The sequence below is a fragment of the Variovorax sp. H27-G14 genome (genome assembly GCF_046156345.1).
Classification (GTDB): Bacteria; Pseudomonadota; Gammaproteobacteria; order Burkholderiales; family Burkholderiaceae_C; genus Variovorax.
Genome location: NZ_JAYLVN010000007.1, coordinates 196319 through 217841, shown reverse-complemented (window position 1 = coordinate 217841; position 21523 = coordinate 196319). Strand labels below are relative to the sequence as shown.

The following is a 21523-nucleotide window of genomic DNA, read 5'->3' as shown; positions in this document are numbered from 1 at the left end:
CCGGGTCTGCGGTCATGTGCGAATTTGGACGTTCGCACTGCTCGAATTTCTCACGGTGCCAACAGGCGATCGCGCGGCCCGCAACGGTCGTGACGGCGAACCGGCCTGCTTACTTCTTCTTCAGCAACCCGGGCCTAGTGGCCACTGACACCACCGGCTCCGGCGCCTTGACCCATCCGCGCAGAACCAGGCCCATGACCAGCCCGCCGCCGAAGATCGCCCAGTACACCCAGCCCGGCAGGCTTTCCATGCCGCTGTGCAGGTTCATGCCGAAGGCCGCGCCAATGGCCATCAGCGGGAAGGTCAGCGCCGCAATGGTGTTGAGCTTGTGCTGCGCGCGCTCACTTCCACGGCCGCGCGCGCCTGCTGCTCGGCCGCATGCGCGAGCCGGTAGTCGAGCGACATGCGCGTGTCGGCCAGCAGCAGCTCGATGCCGCGGGCTATTTCCACCGCGCGGTCGCGCATGTCGGTGATGAGCGGGTCTTCCGCCACGGCCTCGCGCGCGGCCTGCAGCGTCGCCTGCACGTTGGACGCGGCGCGCGACAGCGGAATCAGCGGGCCGAGGATCTGGAACAGCGCCTCCGACGTTTCGGCCGCCTCGTGCCTGATCTCGAACGTGCTCAGCGCGGCGCGGTAGCTTTCGAGCAGCTTCTGAAGCGCCTTCTCTCCGGGGTTGTTGCCCTTGTGCAGCCAGGCGCCGTCGGGCTTGCGCAGGAACACGGCGGGCTTGCGCTCGGCGCCGGTGCCGGCGGGCGGCTCGTGCAGGATCACCATCAGGTGGCCCTGCTCGTGAATGATGCGCTGCGCGCCGTAGCTGGAGGAGCCCAGGCGTTGCTGCAAGGCGGGGGGCAGCTCCCAGTCGTAGTCGATGCGTCGGTTGTTGCTCATCGGTGGGCCTGCAGTTCTTTCCACAAGGTATCGAATTCGTCGGCGAAGCGGCGCACGAGCGCGGGGTCGTTGGTGAGCACCAGGTTTTCCTCGTTGAACTCGCAGGCGCTGCGGGTCCAGTTGTAGCTGCCGTTGAGCAGGCGCATGCCGTCGAAGATGGCAAATTTGTGGTGCATGTGGGCGTCGGTGCGGTCCAGCGCCACCGGAATGCCGGCCGCGCGCAGTTGGCCGATGTCGCTGCCGCGGTCGAATTCCTTGTCGTTGTCGGAGATGCAGCGCAGCGCCACACCGCGCCGATGCGCGGCCAGCACTTCGGCGGTTATGCGGTCGTCCGACAGCGTGAATACGCACAGGTCCACCGAGCGTTTGGCCGCCCTCAGTTGCCGGGTGATGGCCTGCAGGCATGCCATGCCGGGGCTGAAGAAGGCCTGTGAGCGCACGGCGACGTTGTCGGGCGAGCGGCCGGAGTCGATGGCGCGCACCACGCCTTCGAGCCATTTCAGCAAGGCCAGTTGTTCGGGCTCGACGGTGCGGGCGCGCACGAGGTCGAAGGCACGGTTGCGCAGTTGGCGCAGGCCGTCTTCAGGGGGTGAGGCCTCGCGCAATGTATGAACCAGCACACGGCGTTCGTCGTCGCTCAAGCGGGCGTCGGTCAACGACGCTTCCAGTTGGGCCAGGAGGGTTGGGAAATCTGACATTTCGGGTGTTTCTTTGGCTCTTTTTTTACCGACGTTCAGGGCGCGTGCACAGGCCGCCGGGTACTCCCCTCCGCGAATGTCCCCCGCTTCGCTCCTCCTTTATTTCGCTGCGGGGAGTACCCGCCGCCCTGTGCACCAGGGCACGCTGCGGGTGTTCCGCCGATCAACGGCCGCTCCGCATAACGCACACGCCGATGGGGTGCCTTGCGCAGCGAAATAAAGGAGGAGGGGCGAAGCCCCGGGGGACATTCGCGGAGCAAGGTACCCCGTCGGCGTGGGCGCGCCCTGAATGCCCCCAATGCGCGAACAACAAAGCACAAGCTCACGCTACTGATCCTTGTCCGTTTTGGGCGAACGCTTGGGAACACCCCGAGCAGCCTGCACTTCAGAGGCCAACCGCTCCATGTCCTGCTTGATCGACCGGTCCAGCTCAAGCCGACGCTCGGTAGCGGTCACAAGCGGCAGGATCAGTTCGCGGTACGTCACCGCAATCTGCAACATCGCGTCGGCCAACCGTTGGCTTTCGCTCGGCCCCTCGGCGGGCACCACCGGTTGGGGCTTCAATGCATCGACCGCGCGCGCCACGTCAAGCATGCTGCTCGCAATGCGCTGGCTGCCGTCCACGTCGCCACCACCCAGCTTGCGCTGACGCACGAACTCTTCGCAGATGGCCTTCCAGCGCGCGTTCTCCTCCGGCGTCGGGCTGCCCAGCAACTGCGCAAGCCGCAACAGGTTTTCTTCCGCACCCGTGGTCAGCGTTTGCGCCTCGCCGCGGTAGTGGTCACGCAACAGCGCATCCAGCTCCTCGTCTCGCATCAACGCCGTGATCTTGCCCGCCAGCTTCGTCATGTTGCGGTAACTGCCCTGCAGCTTGAACGGCGGCGCCATGCGGTAGTTTTCTTGCTGCGCGGCCGATTCGATGTAGGCCAAGTTGACCTTCAACAACAGGTCGCGCGCACGGAACAGGCGCTGCAGCAGCGCCTTTATTTCTTCCAGCTCCACCGCGCTGTAAGCGTGCGACAACGCACTGCTCGGCACGTCGTGGCCCTGCGCCATCTGCACCAGCAACTGCACGTCCTTCGGGTCGCGCGAGGCCAGCGGCATCAGCGTGGGGTTCGACGTGAGGCTGTTCTCGATGTACGACAGCGCAAACGCCGCCTCGCGGCCCGACAGCACATCGCCCAGGTTGTAGATGTCGGCCCGGTTGGCCAGCATGTCCGGAATCTTGAACACATCGCCCGACTCCGTGTAGGGGTTGCCCGCCATCACCACCGCAAAGCGCTTGCCGCGCATGTCGTAGCTGCGCGGCTCGCCGTTCCACACGCCCTCGATGCGGCGCGTGCCGTCGGCCAGCGCAATGAACTTCTGCAGAAACTCCGGGCTGGTGTGCTGAATGTCGTCCAGGTACAGCATCACGTTGCTGCCCATCGCCAGGCCCAGGTTGAGCTTTTCCAGCTCTTGCCGTGCCGCGCTGTTGGGCGCGTTGGCCGGGTCGATGGCGGTCACGCCGTGGCCCAGCGCGGGGCAGTTGATGCGCACGAAGATCAGGCCCAGGCGGTCGGCCACGTACTCCATCAACGTCGTCTTGCCGTAGCCCGGCGGGGAGATCAGCAGCAGCAGGCCCATGCGGTCGGTGCGGCTGCCCTCTCCGGAAGAGCCGATCTGCTTGGCCAGGTTGTCGCCGATGAGCGGCAGGTACAGCTCGTCGATCAGCTGGTTGCGAACAAAGGTCGACAGCGGCTTGGCCTGGAACTGGCTCAGATTCAGGCGCGCCTTTTCGCGCTCCAGCAGCGCATGGCGCAGCGCCTGCAACGCCTCGTAGCCAGGCACCGCGTGCTGTGCATGGAAAAGAAAGCGGCGCCAGAAGTCGTTCAGGTTCAGCGTCACGCGCCCATCGACCACGCGCGGGTGCTCGCTGCGCAGGCCCTCCACCGTGCGGTCGAGCGCCACGTTCACGCGCGTGCGCTGCAGCGGCATGGCGAGCACGCTGGCGGCGTCGTCGGCCCAGTCCAACGACTGAGGCGACTGGTGCACGGCATACGCGCGCACCCAGTCACGCGACAGGCGCCAGCGCTCCGCGGGCGGTGCGGCGTCCAGGTCGTGCTGCCAGGCGTCGCGGCGCCCGCCGCGTTCGAGTTCGCGCAGCAAGGCAGCGGCCAGGTCTTCGCCCGCACCGGACACGACCCAGGTGTCGCCGGCGTGCGCCGCGAGTTCGCGCACCAGGTACGCCGCGGCCTGGTCGCACAGGGTCGCGATGCGGCCCTTGTGGGCTTCGCGCTCGTCGTCGTCAGCGGTTTCCGTTATCGGCAACAGGTCGGGCAGCACGTCGCGCGCGAAATGGTTCAGCGATCGCGCGGTGTCGGCCTCCAGCTGCTCCAGCGCGTCGCGCCGCCCGAACATGTCCTGCATCTGCAGCGCGGCCCGCGCGCGGCGCAGCAACGACTCGCGGTGCGCGATCAGGTGGCCGTGCTGCCAGTAGAGCAGCGCCAGCGCGCGCTCGGTCGGCCCCCAGGCCAGCAGGCCGGCCTGGTCCTGCATGGTGACCAGCGCGCCCAGCAGGCGCAGCGCGTCGTCGTCATGAATGCCCTTCTGGTAGCCCTCCTGGTAGCGCGCGGCTGCAAAGCGCCGCACCATCTCCAGCAGTTGCGGATGCAGCGGGTCTTCGGCCAGCAGCGTGCGCACATCGGCCCAGCCGCGGTCCGCCTTGCCGTCGAGCAAGGCTTCGAGCAACCGGCCGGCCAGGTACTCGGCGCGCGAAAGCTCTCGCGTTTCGGACACCAGCGACTGGTTCCAGTAAGTCTGCAAGGCCCGCAGGCGCTCGTCGTCCACGGGGCTCTGGTAGTCGGTGCCCGTCACCTGAAAGGCCATGCCCTCCTCGCGCGCCACCAGCGTCAGATCGACCGGCTGGCGGTGCACGGTGAATGCGTGGCGGCCCAGGCGCAGCGTGTCGCCACCCTCGCTCACCAGCTCGCGCTTGTCGCGCACCGAGCGCAAGGCCTGGTCGCGCGCGGTCTTCAGGCGGGTGTCCAGCTCGTCGGCCGGCACGGCCGCGCCCAGCGTGCGCAGATCGGCAATCAGCGTATGCAGCTTGCCGATCATCGGGTCGGCCGCAAAGTAGCTGTGCACCTGCGTCAGATCACCAAACTGCGCAATGCGCCGTCCGATGCCGTCCAGAATGCGCCCCGCTGCGTCCACCACGCCCTGCGCGCGGCGCTGGCGTGCCTCCACCAGGCTCTGGCGCCGGGCCGAGAGCGCCTCGTACACGTTCTCGCGCTTCTCCGCGATGTCGCCCAGAAAGTCTTCCTGCTCGGCGAAGCGGCCTTCTATTTCTTCGAGCTGGGCCAGCAGGCGCGTGAGCGCGTCGTCGCACTTCTCGGGCGTGTCGGCAAACTCCAGCGCGTTTTCGACCGCCTGGCCAAAGAGCTTGAACTGCGCGCCAAACTCGGCCCGCGCCTCGGTGGCGCCCAGCGACTTGCGCCGCGCGCGCGCATCGGCCCGCATGCGGTTGATGTCCGCATAGATGAGCGAGATGCGGTCGAGAATCGACGTGCGAATGACCGCGTCTCCACCCGGCAGGCTGCCCAGTTGCTCCGTGAGCAGGTCGAGCCCGGCGGCCTGCTCGTCCAGCGTGTTCAGCAGTTGCCCCAGCGCCGGTGACGTCGCCAGGTTGGGCAGATCGAGCGCGAGCTTGTCCAGCGCCTGGCGCTGGCCGACGAAGGCGCTGTCGGCCGCCAGAAACTGCATGGCACGCTCGCCGATGCGCTGCTGCTCGGTCTGCAGCGCGGCGTCCATCGCGGCAATGCGAGGCAGATCCGCGTAGCGCAGCTCCTTCAGCATCTGCAACGCGCCGCGGCGCTCGCGCAGGCGGCCCAGCGCCTTCACAAAGTCGTCGGGCGCGCGCCAGATGGTGCTGGCAATGTCGACCAGCAGCGCATGCTGCTCGTCTTCCGCGCGGGCCAGCGCACGCGCGGTTTCGCGGCGCAGGGTGTCGACCTTCTCGAACTCCGCCAGCGTGCTGCGCGCCACCTCGCTGATGCTGCGCAGCTCGGCCATGAGGCCGGTGGCTTCGGGCGCGTCGAGCCAGAAGTAGGCGTCGCTCACGCGGGTGCACTGGCGAATGAGGTCTTCGTAGGCCGCCCGGGTGGGCGCCTGCTCGCGCACCGCGCGCGCAATGCCCATGAGATCGCTCACGCCGCGCACCAGCTCGGCGTTGCCGATCTTGCCGAAGAAGCCGGTGGCGGGCGGCTGCGCGCTCACATGCTCTTCGCTGGCAAAAGGCGTCTGCCACAGCTGCATCGGGTGCACGCGCGTCGGCTCGCTGCCGTTGTCGTGAAACACCAGGATGCGGCCGTCGGCAAAGCGCGCGTAGCCGTTGGCAATGATGGGCGTCGCGAGCTTCTTGTCGATCAGGTTGTAGTTGAACAGCGCGTAGCGGCCCGGCTTGGGGTCGTAGAAGATATAGGCCACGTCTTCGCCGTTGGGCGAGCGCAGCATGCGCTTGAAGCGCAGGCTCTCCACCACGTCGGCCGGCAGGTCGAAGCGCTTGTGCTCGCCCGACTGCAGGTAGTAGCCGCCCGGAAAAATGATGCCGTGGTCTTCAGGCAACTGCACGCAGGAGCCACCGATGGCGTCGATGCGCTCCACCTGCTGCGTGCGAATGTTGAACACCAGGTAGCGCGTGACCTGCTCGCGGTACGGCTTCACGCGCAGCAAGATCAGCATGCCCAGCTTGGCCCAAGCAATCTCCGCGTCGGTCAGCGACTGGGTGCGGTCGTCCACCGGCTCGCTGTAGATGCCCAGGCCGGTCTCCGTGTTGTTCTCTATCTTGACGGTGAGGTCGCCGCCCAGCGTTTCGACGAACACGGTGTCCAGCACGTTCACATGCGGATGCTTGCCGCCCACGTGGTCTTCGCGCGTGGCCACGGTCCATTCGAAGTCGTGGCTCGCGGGCAGCGCAATGTCGCGCTCGCCGCGGTTGTCGATGTAGCTGATGCGCCCATCGCGCTCGATGGCCCAGCGGAACACGCGCACGTCGGTCACCTGCTGGCCGATCTGGAAGGCGGCGAGCAGCTTGTCCTGCGTCACGCGCAACTGCAGCAGCGTGGCCTGCTTGTAGTAGGCGTAGAGCTCGCGAAAGTCCGAAGCGAAGCGCGTGTCTTCCAGAAAGGTGCCGGCCAGCGGCACCGGCTGCAGCTCGTCGTTCTCGGTGGCGGCTTCGCCCGGCGTTGCGAGCCGGTACAGCCCGAACACGTCTCCCACGGCCGTTTCCTTGCGCAGGCCGATGAACACGTTGTAGCCGAACAGCAGCAGGTCGCCGATGCGCACCAGGTCGCGCGCCACCGCGTTGTTCTCGGTGCGCGCGCGGGTGCGCAGTATCAGCGTCTGGTCGGAGCGGCCGAACTCGGCCAGGCGCTGCTCGTTGAGCGCCTGCGTCTTCTTCAGCAGGCCTTCGCCCTGGGTTTCGAGCCGCTTCTTCAGCAGGTCGTAGCTGCCGCTGCCGGAGACCAGCGCCTCGGTCGGGTCGGTCTGCCCTGGCTGAACATCGGCGCCGGGCGGTGTTCCTGTTTCTTGCGTGGGTTGCATAGGTCGGCGCGCTCAGTCCGCGCGCAGCAGTGCGAGCAGTTCGTCGCGGTGGGGCACCGCGAGCAGCGCCTCGGCCAATGCCACAGGCTGCATCGGCGCATGCGCCGGGCAACTGCACTTCAGGTTCGGGTTCATCGCGCGCCCCGGTTCAATGGCGGAAGGTGGAAATCAGGTTCTGCAGCGCGTTCTTCTGGCTCTCGCTGCCGTCGCTGGAAATCTTGCTCATCAGCGCGGCCACGCTCAGGTTCTGAATTTCACCCGACGAGGTGCCCAGTGCGCCGACGATGTCGCGCAGGTCTTTCACCACATCGCGGTCGCCCGACAGCTGGTCCTTGAAGGCCACCTGCAACGCGTTGCTCTTGGAGATGACGCCGTCGATGCCCTTGCCCACCGACAGCGAGCGCACGAAGCTGTCGAAGTAGTCGCCCGAGCCGCCCACTATGTCGATCTTGGCGTTGGACAGCGCCGTGCCCAGCACCTCGGCCTGTTCCTTGGCAATGGCGGTCTGCGCATCGATGCCCTTCATGGTCTCGATGTGCGACTTTTCCAGCCGCATGCGGAACTCTTCATGGTCGCGGGTCTCGGGGCTCATCGACTTCATGGCCTCGAACTTCTCGTGCAGGCCCTTGGCCTCGGCGTTGAAGCGCGCTTCGATCACCTGCGCTTCGGCCTGGCCCGATTTGAGCGTGGCCTCGGCATCTGCCGTGCGCACGCTCACCTCGGCAAGGCCTAGCTTTTCCTTGCCCGAAGCCTCGGCCTCGAACTTGGCGCGCATGCCGGCGGCTTCTGCCTGCGAGCGGGCCTCGATGACCTGCGCATCGGCTTGACCCGACTTCAGGATGGCGTCGGCATCGGCCTGGCGCACGTGCACCTCGGCCAGGCCCAGCTTCTCCTTGCCCGAGGCTTCGGCCTCGAAGCTGGCGAGCCTGGCTTGCGCGGTCGCAATCTCGACCTTGGCGGCCGCAAGGCCCGGCGCGGCCGAAATGGCTTCCATGCCTTCGGCTTCGCGCTTCTTCGATTCGGCGTCGCGCTCGGCAACCTTCAGCTTGGCATCGGCCAGCGTGAGCTCTTCGGCAGCCTTGTGGCGCGCGCGCTTTTCCTGGGTTTCGGCGGCCTTCACGTCGATCACCATCTTCTCGTCGGCCTGGCCCTCGGCCATGATCACGACCGCCTTCTTGGTGCGCTCGGCCTCGGCCACCACGCGCAGTTCCTTGATGGCTTCTTCCTGCTCGGCCACGGTGCGCTCGACCACGATGCGCTCGCGAATCACGTCGGCAATGGCCTTCTTCTGCACTTCGACGGCCTTGTCCTTTTCGATGCGCTGGAGTGTCACTTCTTTCTCGCGGTCGACAATCTCCAGGTCGCGGGCACGAATGACCTTTTCCTCCTCCACGGCCACGGCGCGCTTGCGGTTGTTCTCGGCCACTTCCTTCTCGCGCTGCACATTCTCCTGATGCACCGACACCGTCTGCTCCGACAGCAGGCGCGCGGTTTCGGACTTGGTGCGCTCCTCGGACTGGATCTTGGAGGTCTCGGCTTCTTCGCGCGCACGCACGCTGGCAATTTCGCGGTGCTGGCGCGAGGTGGCGTCGGCCTGCTGGCGCTCCAGCTCGAGCAAGGCCTCCTGCGTTTCGACGTTCTTCTTCTTGATCTGCATTTCCTCGTTGCGGCGCAGCTCGTTGGTGCGCACATGCTCGACCGCCGTGAGCTCGGTGATCTTCTTGATGCCCTGCGCATCGAGGATGTTGTTGGCGTCCAGCTCCGACAGCGGCGTTTGCTCGAGGTAGTCGATGGCCGCGTCTTCGAGCACGTAGCCCGACAGGTCGTTGCCGATCTGGCTGATGATCTGGTCACGGAAACCGTCGCGTGCCTGGTACAGATCGACGAAGTCCATCGACTTGCCCACCGTCTTCAGCGCCTCGGAGAACTTGGCCGAGAACAGTTCTTCCAGCGTCTCGTGGTTGGAGGCCCGCGCGCAGCCGATGCCCTGCGCCACCTTCAGCACGTCGTCGGCCGTCTTGTTCACACGCACGAAGAACTTCACCTTGATGTCCGCGCGAATGTTGTCGCGGCAGATCAGGCCTTCGTTGCCCGAGCGGTCGATTTCGATCGTCTTGACCGAAATGTCCATCAGCTCGGCCTTGTGAATGATCGGGTAGACCAGGCGCCCGGTGAAGGTCACCTCGGGCTCCGCGCGCAGCGTGTTCACGATGAGCGCGTGGCCCTGTTCGATCTTTCGATAGAACTTGGCGAACATCGCGAACAGGCCGAGGATGACCACGGCCAGTATGACGATGGCAAAGATGATGGGCTCCATTTTTTCTCCAGAATTGCTTTGAGAGCGAGACGAACAGGTGAGGGGTGCGGCGCGCCGGCAAGGCACGCGCGAAAGCGGTTTTGGCAGTCGAACGGACGGTCAGGCCGTCAGCCGACGGGCTCGTCGTGCGCGGCCACAAGGTAGCGCCCGGCCACCTCGTCGTATTCGATGATCAGCGCCTGCGAACCGCGCTTCAGCGCATTGGGTGTGGTGGCCCACACGCGAACGTTCAGGCTGGCCCCGCGGCGTGCCACCTCGGCGCGGCCGTCCTTCTCGTTCACCACGCCGGTGACCACGCGGCAGAGTTGGCCGACCAGCGCGGCATTGCTCACGGCCGAGTGGCTCACGAACAGCCCGCGCAGCGGCCGGATGGCCACCGCGGTGATGGGAATCGCAATGACCGCGCTGAGCACCAGCAGCGCCGTGCCGGCCAGCAACTGCAGGGGCAGCGTGGGCACCAGCGGCAGCAGCCATTCGCCGCCCAGGCAGCACAACGTCCACGAGGCCAGCACCAGCAGGCTCACGGCCACCGAGAACGGCACGCCGTTCAAGCCCAGAGCCACCACATAGCTGGCGAGATGGCCGATGTCGCTGGTGTCGCCGTCGGCATGCGTGTGCATGTGCACGTCGACGTCCAGCCCGCTGTGTTCGATGTCGACCATGCCGAGCATCGCGAGCACCCAGTAGATCACCACGACGCCCAGCAGCACCGTGTAGATCGCGGTGGGGTACCCCGTCACCGCTCCCATGAAATTGCCCATTGATCCTCCCCCGCTTGCGGGTTGTTGTTTGTTGTTCTACTTGCCGCGTACCGGCCTTCCCGTGCCGGTGTTCTTCTTTGCGCTCGGCGACGTTTTACCCGCCGATGCTGCACCCCCCGATGTTGCCTGCGCCGCGAAGGCAATCAGATCTCGCGTGGCCCTCTCCTTGATGGCCAGGCGGTCGTCGGGGGCGAGGCCGTAGCGCTTCGCCAGAAATTCGTAGTCCGCCGCGCTCAGCGAAACGGTGAGGCGCGGGCGCTTCGGCTTCGAGGTGGTTGTCAGCCCCAGCACCTGGCGGATCTGGTCCGACGTGGACACATGCTGCTCGAACGCCGCGCTGCGCACGGATTCGAGCACGGCCTCCTCCACGTCGAACGCCACTTGAACGGCGCGTATCGCCTCGTCGGAGCCCTGCCAGCGGACCGGCTTGGCGCGCATGGTTATGCGGCTCCGGTGCCCGTACCCGTACCCGAACCCGTACCCGTGTTCGATGCGCTGGCCTGGCGCGCGCGAATGCGCTCCATCACCTTGCCGGTGCGGTCGGCGTCGTTGCCGATGCCCGCAGCCGCGAGCTTCTTTTCGAGCGCGCCGTGACCGAACTCGTTCTCCAATTGCTGGCCAGCGGACATGCGGTCGGACAAGTCTTCGTGCCGTGCGCGAATGCGCTCCAGCGACTCGCGCGCATTGGCCAAGCGCGAGCCACCGCTGCCGATGTTCTCGGAGATGGACTGCGTGGCGCGATACACGCTCTCGGTGGTCTTGGCGATGCCGATCTCGCGCTCGTGCTCGCGAATGCGCGCCTCGGCCGACTTGATCAGCTCCTTGAGTTTGGACACCTGCATGGCGTAATAGGCATGCGCCTTGGCCTGCTCTTCGAGCTCTTGTTCGAGCGTGCCGACCTTGGAAGCCACGTCCAGCGCCAAGCCTTCCTGCGTCTTGTTGAGCGCCTCCAGCGCCAAGCCTTCGTAGCGCGCCACTTCGTTCTTCAAGCGAACGATTTCGCGGGCCGACTGCATCTCCTTGGCCATCACGCCCGTGAGGTCGCCCTTGGCTTTTTCGATGCTGTGCTTGGCGTCGATGATTTCCTGCTCGTAGATGCGCGTGGCGTTGCTGTCGACCACGCTCTCGCCAATTTCGCGTGCGCTGCCGCGCAGCAAGGTGACCAGCTTCTTGATGACTGTCATGTGGATCTCCGCTTAATTCAGGAATTCGGACAGGGCGTCCAGTGCATCGAGCGCGTTGTCGCTGAGCACCGCCACCTCGCGGGCAATGTCTTGCACGCTGGCATCGCGGCCCAGTGCACCGGTGAGCACGTAGCGGCCGTCAACACGGCCGAAGGACGACAGGGGCACCGAGGGGTTCAGGTCGAGCAGCGACTCCAGCAGCTCGGTGCGGCGCTCGGCCTTCACTTCTTCTTCGGTCCAGAGGTAGCAGATGCAGATGATCTGCATGTCGGAGCTGGTGATGAAAATGGGCAGCTCTTCACGCCCCTCGATGCTCACCTGCACGACCGGTGTGTTGCCCGGTATGGGCTGCAGTTGCACGGGCAGCCCACCCATCTCGGCGCCGGCCAGCACGTCCAGTCCCTTGAGTTGATCGAGCAGTAGTTGCATACCTCTCCCTTGTGGTTATGTACCGATGGAAACGCGTGGTTCGTCGATGGGTTCAATGTAGGCGGTTCGACATAACATGTCAAACGAGCCTTTTGGTTCTCATCCGAATCTCACGGTGACTTTCGGCACTTGCATGCGCCGCCCCGGCGCAAACAACAGGAGTGCTTCGACCTCAGTCGCTGCCGCGCGCGCGCCCCAACCCGAGCTTTTCCATCGCCTCGTGCGCGTCGACCACCATCAGCGCCACCTCCGCCACCGTCACGCGCAGCGATGTGGCGCGGGCGCGCATGTGCTCATAGGCCTTGGCCTCCGTGAGCCCCTGCGTTTCAGCCAGCATGCGAATGGCCTTTTCGATCTGCCGGCGCGACTTGATCGTGTCCTCCAGCTTGAGCACCTTGCTCTGCAGCCGCTCCTGGTAACCGCGCGAAGACCGCGCCAGCACCAGCGTGCTCAACACGCCCGACGAGCGGAACGGCCGCGTCAGCACGCCGTGCGCGCTGGTGTCGAGCAGCAGCTTCAACGTGGTCGGGCTCTCGTAGTCGGACAGCGCGATCAACGTGGCCTCGACCGCGCTGGCGCACCAGGTGCCGCTGCCCTGCAGCTCCTGCGAAACCTGGAACAGGATCACGTCGCAGCCGGTGGGCGGCGTGGCCGGAAAAGGCCACACGACCTTGAGCCGGCAACCGATGCGCTTGAGCTGGTCCAGAAGAACATCGCGGTCCTCGCCCGGCGGGTACACCACCGCCACGCAGATGCCGCGCAAGTCGTCGTAAAGGCGGCGCAGGCTGCTCATGGCGTCAGCTCAGCCAGAAGTCGGAGAAGCCGAAGGTCGACAGGTACGGGTCGGGCTTCACCGGCTCGGCGCCCTCCCACAGCAAGTCGAACTGGCCGTCACTGCGACACACGCCGATGCGTGGCGTCAGCAGGCAGTGGTTGTTCTCGGCATCGATGCACAGCGGCCCCTCGGGCGAATCGAAGCGCACCGTGCGCAAGGCGCTGACGAGCTTGCGCGTGTCGAGGCTGCCGCTGCGCTCCAGCGCGCGCGCAAACAGATGCACCTGGCTGTACGACGCGGCGGACCACGTGCTGGCCGGGCGGTCGCCGAAGCGCGCGCGCCACAGCGCGAGAAAGCGCGCGTTGCTCTCGTTCTTCAGCGAGTTGAAGTACGTGGCGGAGGTGATGTGCCCCTCGCACACATCCACGCCAATCAGGCGAATCTCTTCCTCGGCCATCGTCAGGCTGGCAATGGGCATGCGGCGCGGGTCGAGCCCGTGCTCGCGGTAGATCTGGTAGATGCGCCGCGCCGACTGGCCGACGATGGTGCAGAAAATGACTTCCGGCTGCACGTCGACGATGTCGCGCATGACCTTCTGCAGCTCCGCCTCCGAGGCCTCCAGCGGCACATACACCTCGTCGAGCACCTCGCCGCCGTGCTGCTCGACCATCTCGCGCATCACCCGGTTCGACTCGCGCGGAAAAATGTAGTCCGACCCCATCAGGTAGAAGCGCCGGCCCTTGTTCTTCAACAGGTAGGCGGCCAGCTGCACGCTGTTCTGGTTGGGCACGGCGCCGGTGTAGATCACGTTCGACGAGTACTCGAAGCCCTCGTAGATGGAGCAGTACCACAGCAGCGCGTTGTTGCGCTCCACCACCGGCAGCACGGCCTTGCGGCTGGACGAGCGCGAGCAGCCGAAGATCACGTTGACGTCGTCTTCCAGCAGCAGCCGGGTCGCGAGCCGGCGGTATTCGTCCTCCCTGCCCTTGGGGTCGCGCGCAATGGGCAGCAGTGGCCGGTCGAGTACGCCGCCCAGGCCGTTGATTTCTTCCACGGCCAGCGCGGCACCCAGAAAGTGCTCCGACTCGCTCACCCCGGTCGGCCCGGAGCGCGAATACAGCAACCCGACGGGCCAGCCGTCTTCGGCCGGTGCGGCTTTTTCAGTGGTCATCGGCTTTCTCCAGTCAGACCCGCAAATGCGCAAAAACCGAACCGGTGGCGCCGGGGGCCTTGGCCTGGCCCTCGTCGACCAGCTCGCCCTGCTTCAACACCACGTAGCGGTCGGCCACTTCGAGCGCGAACGGCACATTCTGCTCGACGATCAGCATCGCCGTGCCACGCCGTGCGCGCTCTTCCAGCAAGGCGCGAGCCAGGCGGTCGATCACCGAGGGTTGCAGGCCTTCGGTGATCTCGTCGAGCAGGATCATGGCCGGGCGCATCATCAGCGCCCGCGCGAGCAGCAGCATCTTCTGCTCGCCGCCCGACAGCGTGCCGGCCTGCTGCGCCAGCCGCGTCTTGAACACGGGAAACAGCGGCGCGATGTCGGCCATGCGTTCGTCGAACGCATGGGCCTTTTCCAGGCCCAGGCACAGGTTGTCGCGAATGCTCAGGTCGGCGAACAGCGCATGCTCCTGCGCCGCATACGCCAGGCCCTGGCGCGCAATGCGGTGCGGCGGCTGCCGGGTGATGTCCTCCCCACGCAGGTGCACCGTGCCGCCGTTCTTGGGCAGATAGCCCATCACGGTTTTCAGCAAGGTGGTCTTGCCCATGCCGTTCTTGCCGAGCAGCGCCACCGCCTCGCCGGGCGCCACCCGCAACGACAGACCACGCAGCACCACGGAGGCACCGTAGCCGCTGGTGAGGCCGTCGATCTTCAACACGGGACCACTCATGCAGCCTCCTTGGGCGCGTGCGCGCTGCCGGCGTAGATGGTCTTCACCAGCGGCGAGTTCACCACCTCCTCGAAGCTGCCTTGCATCACGATGGTTCCCTGGTGCAGCACCACGATGCGCGTGGCGATCTGTTCGACAAAGTCGAGGTCGTGCTCCACCAGCAGGCAGCACAGGCCGTAGCGGTGCGCCAACGACGACAGCACCTCGCCGATCTGCGAGCGCTCGGTCTTGGTGAGGCCGGCGGTAGGCTCGTCGAGCAGCACGATGCGCGGTGCCAGCGCCAGCACCATCGCAAGTTCCAGCGCCTGCTGCTCACCGTGCGACAGGTCGCGCGCCACGGTGCCGAGCTTGGCGTGCAGCCCGGTGGTGCGCACCACGTCCAGCGCGTAGGCCGGCAGGCGCAGTGCGGTGTCGTGCCTAAACAGCGAAGGCTTCTCCAGCAGCGTGCCCGCGATGCGCAGGCACTGCGCCACCGTGAGCGATTCGAAGATGTTGGCGTTCTGAAACTTGCGCCCCAGCCCGAAGCGCACGCAGGCCTCGGGCGGCAATTGCCTGATGTCGTGGCCGCACAGCATCACCGTGCCCGCGCTGCGCTCCGCCCCGTCGCTCATGCAGCGCATCAGCGTGGTCTTGCCCGCGCCGTTGGGGCCGATCAGCCCCACCAGTTCACCGGCCCGGGCTTCCAGGTCGATGCCCTGCAGCACCTTGAGCGCGCCGTAGTGCTTGGCCACCTGGTGCATGCGCAATGCGGCCTCCTGCGTGGGTGCAGCCGGCGCGCCAACCGCACGCTCGGCGAGCACCGGCACGCGCGCGGCGATGCGGCCCAGCCCGAAGGGCTTGAGCAGCAGCGGCACCAGCCCTTGCGGCAGCAACACGATCACCAGCACAAAGGCCACGCCGACGATCAGTTGCCACGCGAACGGCATGCTGCCGCTCAGGTAGGCCGTCGCCACGTTGATCAGCACCGCGCCAATCAGCGGCCCCCACAGCGTGCCGCGCCCGCCCAGCGCGACCCAGATGATCAGCTCGGTGCCCAGCGCAAAGCCCGTCAGCTCCGGCGCCACCACGCCGCTGAACGCGCCGTAGCCGAAGCCCGCGATGCCCGCGACCACGGCCATCACCGTCAGCAGCGCGATCTTCACCAGCGAGGTCGGAATGCCCAGGTAGGTGCAGCGCGATTCGTTGTCGCGAATGGCCGCCAGCACGCGGCCCGCATCGCTGCGCACCAGCAGCCAGCCCAGCACGCCGAACAGCACCAGCGCGCCACCGGCCACCCAGTACCAGGCCTCGATCGACAGGTCGAAACTCTCGTAGCCGGTCAGGCCGGAGCTGGAGCCGGTCCACTGCCCGCCCGACAACAACAACTGCGTCAGCACGATGGGCAGCACCAGCGAGATGACCGTCGCAAAGAACGGCGAGGCACCCCGGTAGAACGACAGCCAGCCGACCAGCGCCCCCACCGCCGCGCTCACGACCACGGCAGCGCCCAACGCCAGCAGCGCCGTCCATGCACTGAAGCCGCTGTGCGTGAACACCAGCCCCGCCGCATAGGCGCCGATGCCGAAGAAGGCCGACTGGCCGAAGCTCAGGTAGCCCGTGTAGCCCCACAGCACATCGACCGTGATGGCGGCGATGGCGAAGAAAAAGGCCTTGATGAGAATGTTGAGCAGGTAGGTGTCGAATACCCACGGCCCGAGCACGATCAGCGCGAGCCCGAGGGCGCCCAGCATCGACAGCCCGCGGCCCGAACGAAGTGCGCCGCGCAAGGACGACGCCGCAGGGAGAACGGTTGCAGCGTGCTCAACCACGGGCAAACCCCTTAGGCCGGATGCGCAGCGTGACCGCCGCGAGCACCGCAATGGTCAGCCCGCCGAGCACCGGGTTCGCATAGGTGCTCACCAGCACCTGGCAGGCGCCGAACACCACGCAGGTGGCCAGCAGGCTCAGCATCGAATGGCCCGACACCATCACCAGCATGAACGCGCTGACCAGCCATGGCAGCCCCATGTTCGGGTCGACGCTGGAAAGCGGCGTGATCATGGTGCCGGCCAGCGTGCCCAGCCCCGCCCCCAGGCTGAAGGTAATGAAGCGCACGCGGCCCGCGTGAATGCCAAGGCCGCTGGCCAGCTCCTCGTTCATGATCACCGCGCGCGTGCGAATGCCGAAGCGCGTGCCGTTCAGCAGCGCGGTCAGCAACAGGCACAGCACGATGGCCACGGGCACCAGCAGCAGCCGGTACGCCGAGTAGTCCACGCCGCCCACGGACCAGGTGCCCGCCAGCGGCGCATCGACAAACTGCACCTCGCGCCCGAAGGCCATCACGATGGCCTGGCCGATCACGATGCCCAGCCCCCAGGTCGCAAGAATGGCGTCCAGCGGGCGCTTGTACAGCGGCCGCACGATCAGCCACTCCACCCCCATGCCGGCCACCACGCCGACCACCATCGACAGCGGCCAGCTCAGCCACGGGTCGAGCTTGAGTTGCGTCACCACATAGCTCGCGTAGCCGCCGAGCGTGAGCAGCGCGCCGTGCGCAAAATTGACGATCTTCATCACGCCGAAGATCATCATCAGCCCGGCAGTGACGACGAACAGCATCGCCGCCGTGGTCAGCAGGTCCAGCAACAGCACCATGGCAAGTCCCGTGCGAGCGCGGTTACTTCAGGTTGGGGCACTGCGCGCCCGGATCGACGCTGGGGAAGGTCTCCAGGATCTTGATGGACCCATCGGCCTGCACCTGGCCCAGGCGCATCGACAGCGGCGTGTGCCGGCTCTTGTTCATCGACACCGTGCCGCGCGGGCCGGTGAACGACACCTCGCCCAGCGCCTTCACCACCTTGGCCGAATCGGTCGAACCGGCCTTCTCGGCTGCGGCCTTGTAGAGAAAGAAGGCCTCGTACTGCGGCTCCGACAGTTCGTTGGGCGTCTTCAGGTCCGCGCCAAACTTCTTCTTCATCGCGTCCATGAACTTGCGGTTCTCCGGAATGTCGATGCCCGTGAGGTAGGAGGCCGACATGTACATGCCGCTGGCCACGTCGCCCATGGTCCTGGCCGTGCCTTCGTCGATGGCAAGGTTGCCGTAAGGCAGCGTGAGGCCGGCGCCCTTGAGCTGCTTGGCCAGCGACACGTTGGGCGCGCCGCCCGCGGTGGCGCTGACGAGCGCATCGGGCTTGGCCGCGCGCAGCTTCGAGATCACCGAGGTCCAGTCGCTGCCGTCGATCGGCAGGTATTCCTCGCCCACCACCTTGCCGCCCTTCTGCTCGATGTACTTGCGGGTGAAGTCGAGCATGCCGCGGCCGAAGGCGTAGTCGTTGCCGACCAGGAAGAAGTTCTTGGCGTTCTTGGTCTTCAGAAAGTAGTCGACCACCGGCGCCACCTGCTGCTCGGGCACCCAGCCGTTCACATACATCCAGTTGTTGCAGGAGCGCCCTTCGTAGAACGAGGTGTAGATGTACGGCACCTTGCCCTTGCTCACCACCGGCAGCGCCGCATTGCGCGCGGCGCTGTTTTCCATGCCGATGATGGCGTCGACCTTCTTCTGGAACACCAGCGTGTCGAAGGCCTTCTGCGCGCCGACGGCGCCGGAGGCGTCGTCCACGATCTCGAGTTCGACCTTGCGCCCGAGGATGCCGCCGGCGGCATTGATCTCGTCCACCGCAAGCTGCGACGACTGCACCGCGGCGGGCGCCACGACGCTGTTGGCGCCCGAGAGGCCGACCGCCACGCCAATGCGCAAGGGGTCGGCCGCGTGGGCGTTGGCGCCCAGCAGGGCAGCCGCGGCGAGTGCGCCAAGGCGCAGGAGGGAGCTGAGTTGCTTCATGGTCAAAGTCCTCTGGGGGGTTCGATTGAAAAGTTCTGAGTGAGTGACAGCGGGAAAGAAGAATTGCGCGGCTCAGTGCGGTGGCAGCGGCCAGCCCGTGCCCAGCATCGGGTCGTAGATGTCGTCGCGCCGGTCGCGCAGCACGTCGTTGAACACGTTCAGGTGCCGCGCCTGGCGCGAGGCCCTGAGGTCGATGCGGGCACAGAGAATTTCTTCGCTGTCGATCGACGCAGGCCCGGCCAGCGGCCAGCCGCGCGCGCCAACGATCAGGCTCTGGCCAACGAAGGGCTGGCCCCGCTCGGTGCCCGTGCGATCGGCGCACACGATGTTCAGGCCGTTGCTGTGGGCGCTCGCCATGGCCAGCGTGGTGGCCATGGCCGGCCGGTCCGTCGGCTGGTGCGGCATGGGCACCCAGTTGGTGGGCATGCAGACGATGTCTGCGCCCTGCATCGCAAGCAGGCGGTAGGTCTCGGGGAACCATCCGTCGTAGCAGATCAGCACGCCCAGGCGGCCGAGTTCGGTGTGGAACACCGGCAGCCCCTTGTTGCCGGGCTCGAAGAACAGATGCTCGTCGCCCCACAGGTGCAGCTTGCGGTAGGTGCCCAGCCAGCCGCGCGGACCCAGCACCACGGCCGCGTTGTAGAGGCGGTCGCCTTCGCGCTCGGCAATGCCCGCGACCACATGCACGTTGCAGCGGCGCGCCACCTCGGCCCAGGCCTGCGTGCTGGGCCCGTCGGGCACAGGCTCCGCCAGCGCGAAGGCCTCGGCGCGGCTGGCGAATACGTAGCCGCTGTTGGCAAGCTCGGGCAGCACCACGATGGAGGCGCCCTGCGTGGCGGCCTGCTCGATGAGCGCCACCGAGCGCGCGACGTTGTCCGCCGTGTGCCCCACGCGCGGCGCCATCTGCACGGCCGCCACCACGAGGTGCGAAAAACCCTGGTCTTCTTCCACAGTCATTCAAGCTCCAAAAAGCAAAAAGCCCTCGACCCCGCTTGCGCGTTGTTCGAGGGCTTTCATAGCCGGTATGTGAAGCAGCAATGTTGCTGCCCGACGCACTCAAGAGCGAGTGCTGTCGTGGGGCTGGAGATTAGAAGAAGGTTTTCACGGTGTCAAATGGAATTTGAAAACCGGGCGCCTTCACCCGAGTGCCTTGCTCATTCACTCATTCACTCACTCATTCACTTCGTTGCCTCGGCCGCCAGCACCGCCCACTCCTCATCAGTGAACAGCCGCGAGCGCGTCAGGAACCGAACGCCTTCAGGCCCCTCCAGCGAGAACATGCCACCGCGCCCCGGCACCACGTCGATGATCAGCTGCGTGTGTTGCCAGTACTCGAACTGCGGCCCGCTGATGTAGAACGGCATACCGCCGATGTGGCCCAGCAGCTTGTCGTAGTCGCCCACGATGAACTCGTCGCGCCCGTAGCACATGGGCGCGCTGCCGTCGCAGCAGCCGCCCGACTGATGAAACATCAGCGGGCCGTGCCTGGCCGCGAGCCTGTCGATCAACGCGAGCGCGGCATCGGTCGCGGTGACACGCAGGACCGCGCCGCTCATCAGAAAAAGCCCAGCTTGTTCTCGCTGTAGCTCACCAGCAGGTTCTTGGTCTGCTGGTAGTGGTCGAGCATCATCTTGTGGTTCTCACGCCCGATGCCCGACTGCTTGTAGCCACCGAAAGCCGCACCCGCCGGGTAGTGGTGGTAGCAGTTGGTCCACACGCGCCCGGCCTGAATGCCCTTGCCCATGCGAAAGGCGCGGTTCATGTCGCGGCTCCACACGCCCGCGCCCAGCCCGTAGAGCGTGTCGTTGGCCATGGACAGCGCTTCTTCCTCGTCCTTGAAGGTGGTGACCGACACCACGGGGCCGAAAATTTCTTCCTGAAAGATGCGCATCTTGTTGTGGCCCTTGAACACGGTCGGCTGCACGTAGTAGCCGTCGGCCAGGTCGCCTTCGAGCTTCTGGCGTTCACCACCTATGAGCACCTGCGCGCCCTCTTGCCGGCCGATGTCCAGGTACGACAAGATCTTTTCAAGCTGCTCGCTCGACGCCTGCGCGCCGATCATCGTGGCCATGTCCAGCGGGCTGCCCTGCTTGATGGCCGCCACGCGCTTCAGCGCAAGCTCCATGAACCTGTCGTAGATCGACTCCTGAATGAGCGCACGCGAAGGGCAGGTGCACACCTCGCCCTGGTTCAGCGCGAACATGGCAAAGCCTTCCAGTGCCTTGTCGAAGAACGCGTCGTCGCGGTCCATCACGTCGGCAAAGAAGATGTTGGGCGACTTGCCGCCCAGCTCCAGCGTGACCGGAATCAGGTTCTGGCTCGCGTACTGCGAGATCAGGCGCCCGGTCGTGGTTTCTCCGGTGAAGGCGATCTTGCCGATGCGGTTGCTCGACGCCAGCGGCTTGCCCGCCTCCACGCCAAAGCCGTTCACCACATTCAGCACGCCCGGTGGCAGCAGGTCGCCAATGGTCTCCATCAGCACCAGAATCGACACCGGCGTTTGCTCGGCCGGCTTCAGCACCACGCAGTTGCCGGCAGCCAGCGCGGGCGCCAGCTTCCACACGGCCATCAGAATCGGAAAGTTCCACGGAATGATCTGGCCGACCACGCCAATGGGTTCATGAAAGTGGTACGCAAAGGTTTCGTGGTCGATCTCGCTGATGCCACCCTCTTGCGAGCGAATGCACGAGGCGAAGTAACGGAAGTGGTCCACGGCCAGCGGCAGGTCGGCGGCCATGGTCTCGCGCAGCGGCTTGCCGTTGTCCCATGTTTCGGCGGCGGCCAGCATGGGCAGGTTTTCCTGCATGCGGTCGGCAATGCGGTTCAGTATGTTGGCGCGCTCGGTGGTCGATGTGCGGCCCCAGGCGGCCTTGGCCTTGTGGGCGGCGTCCAGCGCACGGTCGATGTCGGCCGCGCTGGAACGCGGCACCTCGCAGAACACCTTGCCGGTGACAGGCGTGATGTTCTCGAAGTACTGGTTGTCCACCGGCGCGACCCATTCGCCGCCGATGTAGTTGCCGTAGCGCTTCTTGAACGGCACCGCGGTACCGAATTTGCCCGGTTCGAGCATGTCCATGTCTTTGTCTCCATGTGCAGGGTGGTGGCGCCGCGACATGCGGCGGTCCGCATGAACAACTGCAAGCAACATACCCGCGCGGATGGGGACATTCCCTGAG

Annotated in this window: 19 protein-coding genes; all 19 read right to left on the bottom strand. The window is 66.1% G+C overall.

Going from position 1 to position 21523, the window contains the following annotated elements; all coding sequences use genetic code 11:
* Window positions 1-109: 109 nt before the first annotated feature.
* Window positions 110-292, bottom strand: a complete 183-nt coding sequence (locus VLK31_RS18990) for a hypothetical protein (protein ID WP_409169982.1) — start codon at window positions 290-292, stop codon at window positions 110-112.
* A gap of 11 nt (window positions 293-303) precedes the next feature.
* Entirely contained in the window at window positions 304-888 is a 585-nt protein-coding gene (locus VLK31_RS18985; RefSeq protein WP_409169981.1) for a hypothetical protein, read from the bottom strand.
* Window positions 885-1586 (bottom strand): phospholipase D-like domain-containing protein, encoded by a 702-nt coding sequence (locus VLK31_RS18980; RefSeq protein ID WP_409169980.1) that lies wholly within the window; start codon window positions 1584-1586, stop codon window positions 885-887. The genes VLK31_RS18985 and VLK31_RS18980 overlap by 4 nt, the downstream gene beginning before the upstream one ends.
* Before the next feature lie 327 nt (window positions 1587-1913).
* The gene (locus tag VLK31_RS18975; RefSeq protein WP_409169979.1) at window positions 1914-7169 is read right to left on the bottom strand and encodes a DNA repair ATPase; all 5256 of its coding nucleotides are present in this window, start codon (window positions 7167-7169) and stop codon (window positions 1914-1916) included.
* Between the two features lie 12 nt (window positions 7170-7181).
* Window positions 7182-7304 carry a hypothetical protein gene (locus VLK31_RS18970; RefSeq protein WP_409169978.1) on the bottom strand — a complete coding sequence of 41 codons (123 nt, stop codon included), beginning with the start codon at window positions 7302-7304 and terminating at the stop codon, window positions 7182-7184.
* Between the two features lie 13 nt (window positions 7305-7317).
* Window positions 7318-9486: a hypothetical protein gene (locus VLK31_RS18965; protein ID WP_409169977.1), complete on the bottom strand. Its 2169-nt coding sequence runs from the start codon at window positions 9484-9486 to the stop codon at window positions 7318-7320.
* Between the two features lie 107 nt (window positions 9487-9593).
* On the bottom strand, window positions 9594-10247 hold the full coding sequence (locus tag VLK31_RS18960) for a ubiquinone biosynthesis protein (RefSeq protein WP_409169976.1): 654 nt from the start codon (window positions 10245-10247) through the stop codon (window positions 9594-9596).
* Between the two features lie 36 nt (window positions 10248-10283).
* Complete coding sequence (locus tag VLK31_RS18955; protein ID WP_409169975.1) at window positions 10284-10685, bottom strand: hypothetical protein; 402 nt, start codon at window positions 10683-10685, stop codon at window positions 10284-10286.
* Window positions 10686-10687: 2 nt separating this feature from the next.
* Window positions 10688-11431: a PspA/IM30 family protein gene (locus VLK31_RS18950; protein WP_409169974.1), complete on the bottom strand. Its 744-nt coding sequence runs from the start codon at window positions 11429-11431 to the stop codon at window positions 10688-10690.
* Window positions 11432-11443: 12 nt separating this feature from the next.
* Window positions 11444-11860, bottom strand: coding sequence for a YjfI family protein (locus VLK31_RS18945; protein ID WP_409169973.1), 417 nt, complete (start codon window positions 11858-11860; stop codon window positions 11444-11446).
* Between the two features lie 172 nt (window positions 11861-12032).
* Window positions 12033-12653, bottom strand: coding sequence for an ANTAR domain-containing response regulator (locus VLK31_RS18940; RefSeq protein ID WP_409169972.1), 621 nt, complete (start codon window positions 12651-12653; stop codon window positions 12033-12035).
* Between the two features lie 4 nt (window positions 12654-12657).
* The gene (locus VLK31_RS18935) at window positions 12658-13806 is read right to left on the bottom strand and encodes a transporter substrate-binding domain-containing protein (RefSeq protein WP_409169971.1); all 1149 of its coding nucleotides are present in this window, start codon (window positions 13804-13806) and stop codon (window positions 12658-12660) included.
* Window positions 13807-13819: 13 nt separating this feature from the next.
* Window positions 13820-14527 (bottom strand): ABC transporter ATP-binding protein, encoded by a 708-nt coding sequence (locus tag VLK31_RS18930; protein ID WP_409169970.1) that lies wholly within the window; start codon window positions 14525-14527, stop codon window positions 13820-13822.
* On the bottom strand, window positions 14524-16257 hold the full coding sequence (locus VLK31_RS18925; protein WP_409170040.1) for an ABC transporter permease subunit: 1734 nt from the start codon (window positions 16255-16257) through the stop codon (window positions 14524-14526). The genes VLK31_RS18930 and VLK31_RS18925 overlap by 4 nt, the downstream gene beginning before the upstream one ends.
* A 70-nt stretch (window positions 16258-16327) precedes the next feature.
* Entirely contained in the window at window positions 16328-17161 is an 834-nt protein-coding gene (locus VLK31_RS18920; protein WP_409169969.1) for a branched-chain amino acid ABC transporter permease, read from the bottom strand.
* A gap of 22 nt (window positions 17162-17183) precedes the next feature.
* Window positions 17184-18347 (bottom strand): substrate-binding protein, encoded by a 1164-nt coding sequence (locus VLK31_RS18915; protein ID WP_409169968.1) that lies wholly within the window; start codon window positions 18345-18347, stop codon window positions 17184-17186.
* A 72-nt stretch (window positions 18348-18419) separates the two neighbouring features.
* A complete protein-coding gene (locus VLK31_RS18910) occupies window positions 18420-19304 on the bottom strand; it encodes a nitrilase family protein (RefSeq protein WP_409169967.1) in 885 nt (294 codons plus the stop codon).
* 221 nt (window positions 19305-19525) lie between these two features.
* Window positions 19526-19903 (bottom strand): DUF779 domain-containing protein, encoded by a 378-nt coding sequence (locus tag VLK31_RS18905; protein ID WP_409169966.1) that lies wholly within the window; start codon window positions 19901-19903, stop codon window positions 19526-19528.
* A complete protein-coding gene (gene adh, locus VLK31_RS18900) occupies window positions 19903-21423 on the bottom strand; it encodes an aldehyde dehydrogenase (protein ID WP_409169965.1) in 1521 nt (506 codons plus the stop codon). The genes VLK31_RS18905 and adh overlap by 1 nt, the downstream gene beginning before the upstream one ends.
* Between the last annotated feature and the right edge of the window lie 100 nt (window positions 21424-21523).

Coding starts and splice junctions, on each gene's coding strand:
- VLK31_RS18990 (WP_409169982.1), bottom strand. CDS start 292: ATGGCCATTGGCGCGGCCTTCGGCATGAACCTGCACAGCGGCATGGAA.
- VLK31_RS18985 (WP_409169981.1), bottom strand. CDS start 888: ATGAGCAACAACCGACGCATCGACTACGACTGGGAGCTGCCCCCCGCC.
- VLK31_RS18980 (WP_409169980.1), bottom strand. CDS start 1,586: ATGTCAGATTTCCCAACCCTCCTGGCCCAACTGGAAGCGTCGTTGACC.
- VLK31_RS18975 (WP_409169979.1), bottom strand. CDS start 7,169: ATGCAACCCACGCAAGAAACAGGAACACCGCCCGGCGCCGATGTTCAG.
- VLK31_RS18970 (WP_409169978.1), bottom strand. CDS start 7,304: ATGAACCCGAACCTGAAGTGCAGTTGCCCGGCGCATGCGCCGATGCAG.
- VLK31_RS18965 (WP_409169977.1), bottom strand. CDS start 9,486: ATGGAGCCCATCATCTTTGCCATCGTCATACTGGCCGTGGTCATCCTC.
- VLK31_RS18960 (WP_409169976.1), bottom strand. CDS start 10,247: ATGGGCAATTTCATGGGAGCGGTGACGGGGTACCCCACCGCGATCTAC.
- VLK31_RS18955 (WP_409169975.1), bottom strand. CDS start 10,685: ATGCGCGCCAAGCCGGTCCGCTGGCAGGGCTCCGACGAGGCGATACGC.
- VLK31_RS18950 (WP_409169974.1), bottom strand. CDS start 11,431: ATGACAGTCATCAAGAAGCTGGTCACCTTGCTGCGCGGCAGCGCACGC.
- VLK31_RS18945 (WP_409169973.1), bottom strand. CDS start 11,860: ATGCAACTACTGCTCGATCAACTCAAGGGACTGGACGTGCTGGCCGGC.
- VLK31_RS18940 (WP_409169972.1), bottom strand. CDS start 12,653: ATGAGCAGCCTGCGCCGCCTTTACGACGACTTGCGCGGCATCTGCGTG.
- VLK31_RS18935 (WP_409169971.1), bottom strand. CDS start 13,806: ATGACCACTGAAAAAGCCGCACCGGCCGAAGACGGCTGGCCCGTCGGG.
- VLK31_RS18930 (WP_409169970.1), bottom strand. CDS start 14,527: ATGAGTGGTCCCGTGTTGAAGATCGACGGCCTCACCAGCGGCTACGGT.
- VLK31_RS18925 (WP_409170040.1), bottom strand. CDS start 16,257: ATGCTGGGCGCCCTCGGGCTCGCGCTGATCGTGCTCGGGCCGTGGGTA.
- VLK31_RS18920 (WP_409169969.1), bottom strand. CDS start 17,161: ATGGTGCTGTTGCTGGACCTGCTGACCACGGCGGCGATGCTGTTCGTC.
- VLK31_RS18915 (WP_409169968.1), bottom strand. CDS start 18,347: ATGAAGCAACTCAGCTCCCTCCTGCGCCTTGGCGCACTCGCCGCGGCT.
- VLK31_RS18910 (WP_409169967.1), bottom strand. CDS start 19,304: ATGACTGTGGAAGAAGACCAGGGTTTTTCGCACCTCGTGGTGGCGGCC.
- VLK31_RS18905 (WP_409169966.1), bottom strand. CDS start 19,903: ATGAGCGGCGCGGTCCTGCGTGTCACCGCGACCGATGCCGCGCTCGCG.
- adh (WP_409169965.1), bottom strand. CDS start 21,423: ATGGACATGCTCGAACCGGGCAAATTCGGTACCGCGGTGCCGTTCAAG.